Annotated in this window: 12 protein-coding genes; 4 read left to right on the top strand and 8 right to left on the bottom strand. The window is 58.5% G+C overall.

The window, feature by feature from the left end; translation table 11 throughout:
• Positions 1 to 81: 81 nt before the first annotated feature.
• From yjiA to ACM6IT_RS22490, 3 genes are all read right to left on the bottom strand, one after another.
• On the bottom strand, positions 82 to 1,056 hold the full coding sequence (yjiA, locus tag ACM6IT_RS22500; RefSeq protein ID WP_414918725.1) for a GTPase: 975 nt from the start codon (positions 1,054 to 1,056) through the stop codon (positions 82 to 84).
• A gap of 162 nt (positions 1,057 to 1,218) precedes the next feature.
• Positions 1,219 to 1,416 carry a YbdD/YjiX family protein gene (locus tag ACM6IT_RS22495; RefSeq protein ID WP_007895266.1) on the bottom strand — a complete coding sequence of 66 codons (198 nt, stop codon included), beginning with the start codon at positions 1,414 to 1,416 and terminating at the stop codon, positions 1,219 to 1,221.
• Positions 1,417 to 1,431: 15 nt separating this feature from the next.
• Positions 1,432 to 3,498 (bottom strand): carbon starvation CstA family protein, encoded by a 2,067-nt coding sequence (locus tag ACM6IT_RS22490; RefSeq protein ID WP_090451508.1) that lies wholly within the window; start codon positions 3,496 to 3,498, stop codon positions 1,432 to 1,434.
• Positions 3,499 to 3,658: 160 nt separating this feature from the next.
• Between ACM6IT_RS22490 and ACM6IT_RS22485 the strand changes: the two genes are divergently transcribed.
• Positions 3,659 to 4,027 carry a PilZ domain-containing protein gene (locus tag ACM6IT_RS22485; RefSeq protein ID WP_046041754.1) on the top strand — a complete coding sequence of 123 codons (369 nt, stop codon included), beginning with the start codon at positions 3,659 to 3,661 and terminating at the stop codon, positions 4,025 to 4,027.
• 39 nt (positions 4,028 to 4,066) lie between these two features.
• Here ACM6IT_RS22485 and radA read toward each other — a convergent pair whose 3' ends face one another.
• Entirely contained in the window at positions 4,067 to 5,434 is a 1,368-nt protein-coding gene (radA, locus tag ACM6IT_RS22480; protein ID WP_223541998.1) for a DNA repair protein RadA, read from the bottom strand.
• A gap of 610 nt (positions 5,435 to 6,044) precedes the next feature.
• Between radA and mscL the strand changes: the two genes are divergently transcribed.
• Positions 6,045 to 6,458: a large-conductance mechanosensitive channel protein MscL gene (gene mscL, locus ACM6IT_RS22475; protein ID WP_056728743.1), complete on the top strand. Its 414-nt coding sequence runs from the start codon at positions 6,045 to 6,047 to the stop codon at positions 6,456 to 6,458.
• Positions 6,459 to 6,502: 44 nt separating this feature from the next.
• On the opposite strand, the gene ACM6IT_RS22470 is transcribed toward mscL, so the two are convergent.
• Positions 6,503 to 7,279: a ferredoxin--NADP reductase gene (locus tag ACM6IT_RS22470; RefSeq protein ID WP_414918724.1), complete on the bottom strand. Its 777-nt coding sequence runs from the start codon at positions 7,277 to 7,279 to the stop codon at positions 6,503 to 6,505.
• Between the two features lie 303 nt (positions 7,280 to 7,582).
• Between ACM6IT_RS22470 and ACM6IT_RS22465 the strand changes: the two genes are divergently transcribed.
• Together ACM6IT_RS22465 and ACM6IT_RS22460 are read left to right on the top strand one after the other, a co-directional pair.
• Positions 7,583 to 8,296 (top strand): helix-turn-helix transcriptional regulator, encoded by a 714-nt coding sequence (locus tag ACM6IT_RS22465; protein ID WP_414918723.1) that lies wholly within the window; start codon positions 7,583 to 7,585, stop codon positions 8,294 to 8,296.
• Positions 8,297 to 8,471: 175 nt separating this feature from the next.
• Complete coding sequence (locus ACM6IT_RS22460; RefSeq protein WP_056728749.1) at positions 8,472 to 9,596, top strand: methyltransferase; 1,125 nt, start codon at positions 8,472 to 8,474, stop codon at positions 9,594 to 9,596.
• A gap of 64 nt (positions 9,597 to 9,660) precedes the next feature.
• Here the strand turns inward: ACM6IT_RS22460 and ACM6IT_RS22455 are convergent, their stop codons facing one another.
• The 3 genes from ACM6IT_RS22455 to ACM6IT_RS22445 form a co-directional block, all read right to left on the bottom strand.
• Positions 9,661 to 9,828 (bottom strand): DUF2474 domain-containing protein, encoded by a 168-nt coding sequence (locus ACM6IT_RS22455; RefSeq protein WP_082563037.1) that lies wholly within the window; start codon positions 9,826 to 9,828, stop codon positions 9,661 to 9,663.
• Positions 9,829 to 9,927: 99 nt separating this feature from the next.
• Entirely contained in the window at positions 9,928 to 10,935 is a 1,008-nt protein-coding gene (gene cydB, locus ACM6IT_RS22450; RefSeq protein WP_056728750.1) for a cytochrome d ubiquinol oxidase subunit II, read from the bottom strand.
• Positions 10,936 to 10,938: 3 nt separating this feature from the next.
• Positions 10,939 to 12,375 carry a cytochrome ubiquinol oxidase subunit I gene (locus ACM6IT_RS22445; RefSeq protein ID WP_056728752.1) on the bottom strand — a complete coding sequence of 479 codons (1,437 nt, stop codon included), beginning with the start codon at positions 12,373 to 12,375 and terminating at the stop codon, positions 10,939 to 10,941.
• Positions 12,376 to 12,755: the final 380 nt, after the last annotated feature.

Below are 12,755 nucleotides of genomic sequence, written 5' to 3'. Positions count from 1 at the left end.
CGCCCCCACAGGGAACTGCACTTCAAGTGTGGGGCGTGCCTGCTCGCGATGGCGGCTCAGGGCTCAATGCAATTTTTGACGTTACTGCGCAGCCACCCGCGCAAACCCCTCGCGGATCTTTTTTTCCGGCAAGTCATCGGCAATGAACACGATCACGCTTTCGCGCACGTCGTCTTCCGCCCACTCGGTATCCCAGTCAAAACCATAAAGCTTCAGCACCCCCTGAAACACCATGCGACGGGATTCACCAAGAATGTTCAACACGCCTTTGTAGCGCAGCAACTGCTTGCCATGCTCCTCCAGCAGTTCGTTCATGAACTCGCTGAGCTTGTCGATATCCAGCGGTTTTTCAGTGCGCAGCACCAGACTGGAAATGCGGTCGATAGACGGAGCTGCCTGGCTGACCGGGCGCAAACTCACGCCGCCACCGAGGTCGGCGTTGAGGTTGAAACCGCGCACATCTAGCAACTCGGCCAGGTCGATCTTGCCGCGGTCAACCATGCGGATCGGCGCACGCCGGTTGATGCGGGTCAGGCGTTCGCTCAACGCGGTGAAGGTCGGTTCGTCCACCAGGTCGCGCTTGCTCACCAGCAAGCGGTCGGCGAATCCGACCTGCGCCTGGGCGATAGTCTGGGTCAGGTGCAGGTCTGCATGTGCCGCGTCGACCAGGGTAATGATGCCGTCGAGGATATAGCGCTCACGCAACTCTTCGTCGATGAAAAAGGTTTGCGCCACCGGTGCCGGATCAGCCAGGCCGGTGCATTCGATCACCAGGCGGTCGAAGGCGATGTCGCCCCGGTCCAGACGCTCGAGCAACAGATAAAGCGCTTTAGTCAGGTCGGTGTGGATGGTGCAGCAGACGCAGCCGTTGGACAGCGTCATCACTTGTACCGGCTCATCGCCCAACAACTGGGTATCGATACCGGCATCGCTGAATTCATTCTCGATCACGGCAATTTTCAGACCGTGCTCGGCCTTGAGCAGGTGACGCAACAGGGTAGTCTTGCCGGCGCCGAGGAAGCCGCTGAGGATTGTTACGGGGATGGGAGAGGACAAAATTGATCTCCAGTTTCACAAAACTGATAAACAACACAAAACAAATGTGGGAGCGAGCCTGCTCGCGAAGGGGCCGTCAGCTTCAACAAATAGGCTGACTGGGACACCGCTTTCGCGAGCAGGCTCGCTCCCACAGGTTTTGCTGTTAACCCGCAATCCGGATCAACAGCACTTCGGCCCACCCTTGCCACCGTAACGGGCTTCCTGACGCTCCCGAAAGAACATCTCATAGCTCATCACCGGTTTATCCGGGTGCTTGGTCTGCATATGCTCGACATAGTTGTCGTAGTCGGGCATCCCGACCATCAGGCGCGCGGCCTGTCCGAGGTATTTACCGAGGCGACTCAAGTCATTGAACATGCTGCAATCCTCTGGTTACGCATCCGGCAGCGCCTGGAATGGCGACTCTTTATCCGTACGCTCTTTTTTACCCCAGGCGGCAATACCGACCTTGAGTGCATAGAACAGGATGCTGAACACCACGAACAGGAACAGCGCGGTCAGCGTTGCGTTGGTGTAGGCGTTGAAAATCACGTGCTGCATCTGGGTGATGTCCTTGGCCGGGGCGAGGATCTGGCCGTTGGCCAGGGCATCGCTGTATTTCTTCGCCAGGGCCAGGAAGCCGATCGCCGGGTTGGCATCGAACAGCTTGATGAAGCCCGCTGTCGTGGTGCAGATCAACAGCCATACGGCTGGCAACATGGTGACCCAGACATAACGCTGGCGTTTCATCTTGATCAGCACGACGGTGCCGAGCATCAGCGCGATACCGGCCAGCATCTGGTTGGAGATACCGAACAGTGGCCACAGGGTATTGATGCCACCCAACGGATCGATCACGCCCTGATACAGCAACCAGCCCCACATGGCCACACAACCGGCGGTGGCGATCAGGTTGGCGGTCCAGGATTCCGTGCGCTTGAGCGCCGGAACGAAGGAGCCGAGCAAGTCCTGCAGCATGAAACGCCCGGCACGGGTGCCGGCATCCACGGCAGTCAGGATGAACAGCGCTTCGAACAGGATCGCGAAGTGGTACCAGAACGCCATGGTGTTCTCGCCCGGCAGAACACTGTGCAGGATCTGCGCGATACCGACCGCCAGGGTCGGCGCACCACCGGCACGGGCCAGGATGGTGGTTTCACCAATATCGTGGGCTACGGCTTGCAGGGCTTCCGGGGTAATCGCAAAGCCCCAGTTGCTGACGGCTGTCGCAACGGCCACCACATCACCGCCGACCACGGCCGCCGGGCTGTTCATGGCGAAGTACACGCCAGGCTCGATCACTGAAGCGGCAACCATGGCCATGATCGCCACGAACGATTCCATCAGCATGCCGCCGTAGCCGATGTAGCGGGCGTTGGTTTCGTTATCCAGCAGCTTCGGCGTAGTGCCGGAGGAAATCAGCGCGTGGAAACCGGATACCGCACCACAAGCGATGGTGATGAACAGGAACGGGAACAGACCGCCCTTCCATACCGGGCCAGTGCCGTCGACAAACTGGGTCAGGGCCGGCATTTTCAGCTCGGGCATGGTCACCAGGATGCCGATGGCCAGGGCGACGATGGTGCCGATTTTCAGGAAGGTCGACAGATAGTCACGCGGTGCCAGGATCAGCCACACCGGCAGTACCGCCGCGACAAAACCGTAGCCGATCAGCATCCAGGTGATCTGGATACCGGTAAAGCTGAACGCCTTGGCCCACACCGGATCCGCGGCAATCTGCCCGCCGAGCCAGATCGAACCCAGCAGCAGCAATACGCCGATCACCGAGATCTCACCGATACGACCCGGGCGGATGTAGCGCATGTAGATGCCCATGAACATCGCGATCGGGATGGTCGCCATCACCGTGAAAATCCCCCAAGGGCTTTCGGCCAGGGCTTTGACCACGATCAGTGCCAGCACCGCGAGGATGATGATCATGATCAGGAAGCAGCCGAACAGCGCGATGGTGCCGGGGATGCGGCCCATTTCTTCACGGACCATGTCGCCCAGGGAACGGCCGTTGCGGCGGGTAGACATGAACAGGACCATGAAGTCCTGAACGGCACCGGCCAGCACCACGCCGGCGATCAGCCACAGCGTGCCGGGCAGGTAGCCCATCTGCGCCGCCAATACCGGGCCGACCAGAGGTCCCGCGCCAGCGATGGCCGCAAAGTGGTGACCAAAAAGAATGTGCTTGTTGGTTGGAACGTAGTCCAGACCGTCATTATTGAGCACAGCGGGAGTGGCCCGTCGCGCATCGAGTTGCATGACATTGTTAGCGATGAACAGACTGTAGTAGCGGTAGGCGACCAGATAGATGGCCACGGCAGCGACCACAATCCACAAGGCGTTGATTGCCTCGCCTCGGCGCAATGCCACGACACCCAGGGCGCACGCACCTACGATTGCCAGCACCAGCCAAGGCAAATGGCGTAGCGGGCTATTATTATTTTTCATTTTATTATTCCAGCCAGAGTGGACAAGAAAGACAACCACCCCGAGTTTAGCGCTCCTGACGGCAAAGACCATACCCCGACATTGGTCTAGACACCTGCACGCGCTGGCAGCCTCTGATCATGCGGGTCTATAGTCAGCGTACATTTCCGAGGATCGCGCCATGAGCGAGCACCCTGCCGAACGTCGCCGCTTCAAACGTATTGCGTTCGATGCCCGAACCGAGCTGAGCCAGGGTGAGTCAACGTGGCCGGTGAAGTTGATCGACCTGTCGCTCAAGGGCTTGCTGATCGAGCGACCCGATCCCTGGCTGGGCAATCCACAGCAGGATTTCCTGGTCGACATTCATCTGAGCGAAGAGGCCGACATCACCATGGATGTGCAACTGGCCCACGACGACCATGGCCAACTCGGCTTTGTCTGCCTGCACATCAGTCTGGAGTCCATCGAACGCCTGCGGCGATTGATCGAGCTCAATCTCGCTGATCCGCAGGAGCTGGAGCGAGAGTTGGGTGCGCTGATCGAAATCTAGAAGCCGCGGGCTCCCACGGGGTTGTGTATTGACCAGAAACTATTCGAACAATGCATCCAACGCCTGCTCCAGACGCGTAACAGCAATAATCTGCAACCCAGCCGGCGCCTCCTTCGGCGCATTGCCCTTGGGCACGATGGCCCGCTTGAACCCGTGCTTGGCGGCTTCCTTCAAGCGCTCCTGACCGCTCGGCACCGGACGCACCTCACCGGAAAGCCCGACCTCACCGAATACCAGCAGATCATGGGGCAACGGCCGGTTGCGCAAACTGGACATCACCGCCGCCATCAATGCCAGGTCGGACGCCGTTTCCAGCACCTTGACTCCGCCGACCACGTTGAGAAACACGTCCTGGTCGTGGGTCGGAATGCCACCGTGGCGGTGCAGCACCGCCAGCAACATTGCCAGCCGGTTCTGATCCAGCCCCAGCGTGACCCGACGGGGGTTGGCCAGGTGGCTGTCGTCCACCAGCGCCTGAACCTCCACCAGCATCGGCCGCGTGCCTTCCCAGGTTGCCATCACCACGCTACCCGGGACTTCTTCCTGGGCACGGGTCAGAAAAATCGCCGAGGGGTTGGAGACTTCTTTCAGGCCCTTGTCGGTCATGCCGAACACACCCAGTTCATTGACCGCACCGAAACGGTTCTTCACTGCCCGCAACAAACGTAGGCGCCCGTCGGACTCGCCTTCGAAATACAGCACGGTGTCGACCATGTGTTCCAGCACCCGAGGGCCAGCCAGCGCGCCTTCCTTGGTGACGTGGCCCACCAGGAAAATCGCTGTGCCGCTCTGTTTGGCGTAACGCACCAGCAACGCCGCGCTTTCACGCACCTGGGATACGCCCCCCGGTGCCGATTGCAGTTGCTCGGTAAAGATCGTCTGGATCGAATCGATCACCATCACCTTGGGCTTTTCCTGACGAGCCGTGGCAATGATGGTTTCGATGCAGGTTTCGGTCATGACCCGCAGTTGATCCTGGGGCAACCCCAGGCGCCGCGCACGCATGGCCACTTGTTGCTGGGATTCTTCGCCGGTGACGTACAGCGCCGGCATGCTCTTGGCGAGGTTGCACAAGGTTTGCAACAGAATGGTCGACTTGCCGATGCCGGGGTCGCCACCGATCAGCACCACCGAGCCATCCACCAGACCGCCACCCAGAACCCGGTCGAGCTCGCTGGAAGCGGTGGAGAAGCGCGGAATTTCTTCGACACTGACTTCGGCCAGGGTCTTGATCTGCGCCTGCTGGCCGGTCCACCCGGTACGACCGCTGGGGGCGGCTGCCCCGCCGCTTTCCACCATGGTTTCGGTGAGCGTGTTCCAGGCTCCGCACTCACCGCACTGGCCGGCCCATTTGGGGAAGGTTGAGCCGCACTCGGTGCAGCCGTACATGCGCTTGGCCTTGGCCATCGGAACTCCCGGAAAAAAACGCGATGATAGCTCAGCTGAAGCGCGCGAGTGCGGCCGGATACTTCGCAACCCTTTTGGTGACTTCAAACAGCCCCATTAAACTCAGACAGATTGATACACACTCACTTACAAGCCTTGTATAAGTTTTTTGTTCAATATAACCAACAAACTCTAGAGACAAGCTCTATTGCGCAACTTGAAAACCTATACAAACCTTATTCATTTACACATTTAAAACACAACCTCAAATACACTTACATAATGCGCGGTTATTAACCAAGAAAAATACGCAACTTGCCAACCCCGAAACTAACCAAACAGTCCACATTCCGCCCGCCGACTTCTAACTACCCGATTAACTTAACGTCCCGATCCAGGGATAGTCCCTTGACCCTGGCTCGCTCACACATAGAAGCCATATCGCTGAAAAACGTCGTATGCAAAACACCGCAAAAGGCCTGGCCACCCCACAGTTGAGATCAATCGGTGCGTTTTTCAACATCACCCGCCGTCGATTGCTGCAAGCACGGCAGGCAGTTGATTCGAGCAGAATGCGATTTGCTGATTTACACTGCGCTCATCAATCTCATCTGTAACAAGGAAATAACCTATGGGCGTGCTAAATGAGTTCAAGGCCTTCGCGGTCAAAGGCAACGTGGTCGACATGGCCGTCGGCATCATTATCGGTGCGGCCTTCGGCAAGATCGTTACCTCGTTTGTCGGTGACCTGATCATGCCGCCAATCGGGATGCTGATCGGTGGCGTGGACTTCACTGATCTGGTCGTAACGCTCAAGGCAGCGGACGGCGCGACTCCGGCGGTGGTGCTGGCTTATGGCAAATTCTTCCAGACCATCATCGACTTTGTCATTGTCGCCTTCGCGATCTTCATGGGCGTCAAGGCCATCAACCGCCTGAAGCGCGAAGAGGCCGTGGCCCCTAGCCTGCCGCCGGTTCCAACCAAGGAAGAAGAGTTGCTGGGCGAGATCCGCGACTTGCTCAAGGCCCAGAACAACCGGCCTTGACGGCATTGGCAAAAAAGTACGGCGCCTTCGAGGCGCCGTTTTTTTTACCAGAAATTTTCTACCGCCACCTGGCCGGGGCGCCGGCTGAGGCTCAAGTGCATGTCCCGCTGTTTAAGCAGCTTGCGCGTGTCATCGATCATCTGCGGGTTGCCACACAACATGACCCGAGAATGCTCAGGGGTCAGCGCAACACCCGCCGCGCGCTCCAGTTCGCCGTTTTCAATCAGCGTAGTGATCCGCCCGTTCAATGAACCGGGATGCTGCTCACGAGTGACCGTGGTGATGAATTGCAGTTTGTGTGCGTACTCTGCCAGATAATCACGCTGGGCCAGCCCAGCGATCAGCTCCTGATAAGCCAGTTCCCGGGCTTCGCGAACGCTGTAGACCAGGATGATCCGCTCGAATCGCTCCCAGACTTCGAAGTCCTGGAGTATCGACAGGAACGGCGCGATGCCCGTGCCTGTGGATAACAGCCACAGATCGCGCCCATCGACAAAACGGTCCAGCGTCAGGTAACCGAACGCCTGGCGGTCGACCAGCAATGTATCGTCAACGCCCAGGCGACTGAGCTCACTGGTGAACTCACCGTCTGGTACGACAATGGAAAAGAACTCGAGGAACTCGTCAAAGGGCGAGGACACCATGGAGTAGGCGCGCCATACCGTGCTGCCGTCAGCCTTGGTGACACCCAATCGGGCAAACTGCCCCGCCCGAAACCGAAACCCTGCGTCCCGGGTGGCACGCAAGGTAAACAGGCTCTGGGTCAGGGGATGAACCTCAAGCAAGGTCTGACGGGTAAATTTTTCTTCACTGACGGACATGGAAGGCTCCAATCGAAGATGCCCCAGTGTCCCGCAAAGAAAGCGGCGTAACCACCGACAATTTGTAGTGACGTTAATCCATACCAAAGACTGTTTACCAAATGCGACATACATCAATGATTACAAAATGCCACACGACATCTTATAACGCCTCCATTGTCTAAGAACCTTCAACACACTTTTCCAACAGTCAAAAGAGCAAAATTGTCGGACCATTTCTGTAAGAACTGTCCTACACTCCGTGACGTGCCGCATTTCGGATCCAATACTGCCAACGGACAATACGCACATGGAGAAAATACTATGGAAATTTGGAAGGAGTCACAGCTCAATCATTTGGCGCACACGCAAGAGATCAATACGGCCTATCGAATCGCGCTCAACTTCGTTAGAAACCTTGGATATAAATTTTGTGGATTTTCAGTTACTTCTAACTCAGTCGGAGCCGACGCCAGTACGGTGAACCTGAACAATTTTCCCCATGAGTGGAACGTTCAATATGAAAAAAACAACGTCACGCAAATAGACCCGGTAATAGCGCATTGCAATCACTCAACGCTGCCCATTCTCTGGAGCGAAGAGCTTTTTTCCAGGACGCCATGGCTATGGCAGTTGCTGCAGCAACAAGGTTTGCAGCATGGCTGGTCCCAGGGGATCCACGATGAGGAAACCGGCCTGCGCAGTATTCTCAGCCTGGCCAGAAGCCACTGCCCGATTTCAGCCTATGAGCTGTACGAGCATCTTGGATTCTCGGTATTCATCAGCCGCCATTTGCACGCACTGGCGCTCGCAATGCACCCGGAAAAACCGGCTCGCCCCCAGGCTCCCCCCTTGTCACGGAGGGAACTCGAAGTATTGAAACTCTCAGCCGATGGCAAGACGGCTTATGAAATTGCCAGGATTCTCAGTTTGAGTGAACGCACCGTCAATTTTCATGTGCACAGGGCTATCGAGAAGTTCGGCGTCAATAACAAGATTGCGGCAGTCATCGCCGCGGCCCGGTCCGGAGCCATCTGAAAGCGCCCGCCCGCGAGAAAACCTGCGGGTAATCCAGGCAAAAAAAACGTACCATTTGCGGTCCTTCCTGAGTGATGGCGTGTAGACCGTCACGACGCAGTTCACTCGGACGGCTCCGCCCGTTCCAACGCCTTCGGGCAGCGGGACATCCGTAGATTACCCAGAGCCCCGCCCCATGCCTTTGCTCGAAACACCCTTCGCCAGCCTCGACCTGATCCGCCAGCCCGAACAGCAGAACGAACCGCTGCAAGCTTTCGATGCGGCCGATGAATACCTGCTCAATCACCTGGCCGAACAGCAGCCGGCGTCGGACACCCGGGTATTGGTGCTCAATGACAGTTTCGGCGCGCTGGCGGCCAGCCTGGCGGGCAAGGTGCGAGTGGTCAGCAGCGGTGATTCGTTCCTGGCCACGCAGGGTCTGGAAAAGAACCTGGTGCGCAACGGCCTGGCCTTTGATGCGGTGCCGAGCATACCCGCCAGCGAAGCCATTGCCGGGCCGTTCGACTGCGTTCTGATCCGTGTACCGAAAACCCTGGCCCTGCTGGAAGAACAACTGATTCGCCTGCAAGGCCAACTGGCACCCGGCGCCCAAGTGGTCGCCGCAGCCATGATCAAGCATCTGCCCCGGGCGGCGGGCGACTTGCTGGAGCGTTACATCGGCCCCGTGCAAGCCTCGTTGGCGGTGAAGAAGGCGCGGTTATTGATTGCCACGGCTCAGGACAAAACGCCAGCAGTGTCGCCTTACCCAACGCGATACAGACTCGATGAACCGGCTATCGAACTGCTCAACCACGCCAATGTGTTTTGCCGCGAAGGCCTGGACATCGGCACCCGGGCATTTTTGCCACACCTGCCGAAAAACCTCGGCTCGGCGCAAGTCGCCGATCTCGGTTGCGGTAACGGCGTCCTGGCCATCGCCAGCGCCCTGCAAAACCCCGAGGCCCACTACACGCTGGTGGACGAGTCATTCATGGCGGTGCAATCGGCGTCCGAGAACTGGCGCGCAGCCTTGGGTGAACGGGAAGTGATCGTGCGCGCCGGCGATGGCCTGGCCGGCCAGGAACCGCAATCGCTCGACGTCGTACTGTGCAATCCACCGTTTCACCAGCAACAGGTGGTGGGCGACTTCCTGGCGTGGCGGATGTTCCAGCAGGCCCGCGAAGCGCTGGTCGTGGGCGGCGCGCTGTACATCGTCGGCAATCGTCACCTGGGCTACCACAGCAAGCTGGCGCGATTGTTCCGGGGGGTCGAGCAAGTGGCGGCCAACCCGAAATTCGTGATCCTCAAGGCACGCAAGTAACAGGCAAAAAAAACCCTCCGGTCGGAGGGTCGTAAATCCGTGCCCTTAGGCCACGGGAGAGATGTCAGTGCGTGGTCAGGCCGGCTGCGTTCATGAACATACGCATCAGGCTGGCGACGATGAACAAGGCGCCCACGCTGCCGACCCAGATAAGGGCCAACCAGCCGAGCCGCTGCCACAGCGGCTTTTTTTCGGCTTCTTCAATGTCGTGCAGGGAATGTTTTGCAGCCATAACGTCAATCCTCTTCAAGATTGATGGCGTCGCATCCGACGCCATCGTCGGAACGCCGCCCGGAGTAAGCTCGCTCCCACAGGTTCGTTGTGCAGCAGACTAGTGATAGCCGTCTTCATGGGTGACCTTGCCGCGGAACACGTAATAGCTCCAGAAGGTGTAGCCCAGGATGAACGGGATGATGAACAGCGTGCCCACCAGCATGAAGCCCTGGCTTTGCGGCGGCGCGGCGGCGTCCCAGATCGAGATCGAAGGCGGGATGATGTTCGGCCACAGGCTGATGCCCAGCCCGCTGTAACCGAGGAAGATCAGCACCAGGGTCAGCAGGAACGGCGTGTAGTGCGCGTTGCGGGCCACGGCGCGGATCAGGCCGTACATTGTCACCAGCACCAGGATTGGCACCGGCATGAACCAGAACAGATTCGGCATGGTGAACCAGCGAGCGGCGATATCCGTGTGGGCCAACGGAGTCCAGATACTGACGATGCCGATCACCGCCAGCAGCACGAAGGCCAATGGTCGTGCCAGGTCATGCATCTGTTCCTGCAATTTGCCTTCGGTCTTCATGATCAGCCAGGTACATCCGAGCAAGGCATACGCCACCACCAGCGCCGCACCACAGAACATCGTGAACGGTGTCAGCCAGTCCAGTGAACCACCGGCGAACTGCCGGTTGACCACCGGCAGCCCATCGATGAACGCGCCAAGCGCAACGCCCTGGAAGAACGTCGCGGTGACCGAACCACCGATGAACGCCTTGTCCCACAGGTGACGCTTGTCGTCCCTGGCCTTGAAGCGGAACTCGAAGGCCACGCCGCGGAAGATCAACCCGATCAACATCAGGATCAGCGGCAGGTACAACGCCGAGAGCACCACTGAGTAGGCCAGAGGAAACGCGCCGAACAACGCCGCGCCCCCCAACACCAGCCAGGTCTCGTTGCCGTCCCAGACCGGGGCGACGGTGTTCATCATCACATCGCGATCGGTCTTGCCCGGAATGAACGGGAAGAGAATGCCGATGCCCAGGTCGAAACCGTCCATGACCACGTACATCATGATGCCGAAGATGATGATCACGGCCCAGATCAGCGGAAGATCAATACCCATGATTCAAATCTCCTTGGTCAGGCTTTGGCCGGCATCGGCGTGATCGTCGTCGGCGGCCGACAGCGGACGGGCCGGTGTGCGTTTCTGGCCGGGGCCACCGTCGTTGGTTTCCTTGCCTTCGTCGATCTTCGGCCCCTTGCGCACCAGGCGCATCATGTAGCCAAGACCGGCGCCAAACAGCGCGAAATAAACCACGACGAACAGGATCAGGGTGATGCTCATCTGCATGAAGCTATGGTTGGACGACGCATCCGCCGTACGCATCAGGCCATAGACCACCCATGGTTGACGGCCGATTTCCGTGGTGAACCAGCCGGCGAGGATCGCGATCAGGCCGGACGGCCCCATCCACAATGCCAGGTACAGGAACGGCCGCGAGGTATAGAGGGTGTCGCGCTTGCGCAGCCACAGGCTCCACAAACCGGTGAAGATCATCAGCATGCCCAGGCCTACCATGACCCGGAACGACCAGAACACGATGGTCGAATTCGGCCGGTCTTCAGGCGGGAACTCCTTGAGCGCCGGCACCTGTTTGTCCAGGGAGTGCGTGAGGATCAGGCTGCCCAGGTACGGGATCTCGACGGCGAATCTGGTTTTTTCCTCCTTCATGTCCGGCCAGCCGAACAGGATCAGCGGCGTCGCCTCGTTGCCCTTGTTTTCCCAATGCCCCTCGATCGCGGCGATTTTCGCCGGCTGATGCTTGAGCGTATTGAGACCGTGGAAATCACCGATGACCGCCTGGATCGGCGCGACGATCAATGCCATCCACATGGCCATCGAGAGCATTTTGCGGATCGCCGGGTTGTCCTTGCCGCGCAGCAAATGCCAGGCCGCGGAAGAACCGACGAAGAATGCCGTGGCGACGAAGGCTGCCGTGGCCATGTGCATCAGGCGATACGGGAACGAAGGGTTGAAGATAATCGCCAGCCAGTCGGTGGGGATGACCTGACCGTTGACGATCTCGAAGCCCTGTGGGGTCTGCATCCAGCTGTTGGACGCGAGAATCCAGAACGTGGAGATCAACGTACCGATGGCCACCATCACGGTGGCGAAGAAGTGCAGGCCACGCCCGACCTTGTTCCAGCCAAACAGCATGACGCCCAGGAACCCGGCCTCGAGGAAGAATGCCGTGAGTACTTCATAGGTCAGCAACGGCCCGGTCACGGAACCGGCGAAATCCGAGAAGCGGCTCCAGTTGGTGCCGAACTGATAGGCCATTACCAGGCCCGAAACCACCCCCATGCCGAAGTTGACGGCAAAGATCTTCGACCAGAAATGGTAGAGGTCACGGTAGGTGTCGTTATGGGTTTTCAGCCACAGGCCTTCGAGTACCGCCAGGTAACTCGCCAGGCCGATGGTGATGGCCGGAAACAGGATGTGGAACGAGATGGTGAACGCGAACTGAATTCGGGCGAGATCAAGTGCCTCTAAACCGAACATAAGTCTTCCTCTGTCAGGTAGTACGGCTGCTGGCTGGAAGCCTGCACCCACGGCCCCCACGGATATGGAGTGTGGCGAATCTCTGTTTGTTCTTCTTTTTGCACGCATCACAACGCAGGGAGTCTGGCCTTGCGGCCGCCGGATCAATTCCTTTTGTGGGTCTTGACCTGGATCAATCAACGTTGAAAGAGTAGTCCCAATTTCGGGGATGAACCGCGTGGTCTTTTGCCGCGTGACAAGTTGCCTCACGGCTTTTGTCATCGCCAGCAACACATTCCCTGTGGGAACCTGGAGAAAATCGATGTCTGGCTAACTAATTTTTTGTCACGGCAACTTTTTGTTACAGGTTGGTGATAATCTCGCCGTTCCCCTCTCCCCAG

The sequence above is a fragment of the Pseudomonas sp. IT-P4 genome (genome assembly GCF_949767755.1).
Classification (GTDB): domain Bacteria; phylum Pseudomonadota; class Gammaproteobacteria; order Pseudomonadales; family Pseudomonadaceae; genus Aquipseudomonas; species Aquipseudomonas monachiensis.
The sequence above is the reverse complement of the archived record's forward strand: the minus strand, read 5'-3'. Positions and strand labels throughout refer to the sequence as shown.

Coding starts and splice junctions, on each gene's coding strand:
- ACM6IT_RS22470 (WP_414918724.1), bottom strand. CDS start 7,279: ATGTCCGTCAGTGAAGAAAAATTTACCCGTCAGACCTTGCTTGAGGTT.
- ACM6IT_RS22465 (WP_414918723.1), top strand. CDS start 7,583: ATGGAAATTTGGAAGGAGTCACAGCTCAATCATTTGGCGCACACGCAA.
- mscL (WP_056728743.1), top strand. CDS start 6,045: ATGGGCGTGCTAAATGAGTTCAAGGCCTTCGCGGTCAAAGGCAACGTG.
- ACM6IT_RS22490 (WP_090451508.1), bottom strand. CDS start 3,498: ATGAAAAATAATAATAGCCCGCTACGCCATTTGCCTTGGCTGGTGCTG.
- ACM6IT_RS22455 (WP_082563037.1), bottom strand. CDS start 9,828: ATGGCTGCAAAACATTCCCTGCACGACATTGAAGAAGCCGAAAAAAAG.
- ACM6IT_RS22445 (WP_056728752.1), bottom strand. CDS start 12,375: ATGTTCGGTTTAGAGGCACTTGATCTCGCCCGAATTCAGTTCGCGTTC.
- ACM6IT_RS22460 (WP_056728749.1), top strand. CDS start 8,472: ATGCCTTTGCTCGAAACACCCTTCGCCAGCCTCGACCTGATCCGCCAG.
- cydB (WP_056728750.1), bottom strand. CDS start 10,935: ATGGGTATTGATCTTCCGCTGATCTGGGCCGTGATCATCATCTTCGGC.
- radA (WP_223541998.1), bottom strand. CDS start 5,434: ATGGCCAAGGCCAAGCGCATGTACGGCTGCACCGAGTGCGGCTCAACC.
- ACM6IT_RS22495 (WP_007895266.1), bottom strand. CDS start 1,416: ATGTTCAATGACTTGAGTCGCCTCGGTAAATACCTCGGACAGGCCGCG.
- ACM6IT_RS22485 (WP_046041754.1), top strand. CDS start 3,659: ATGAGCGAGCACCCTGCCGAACGTCGCCGCTTCAAACGTATTGCGTTC.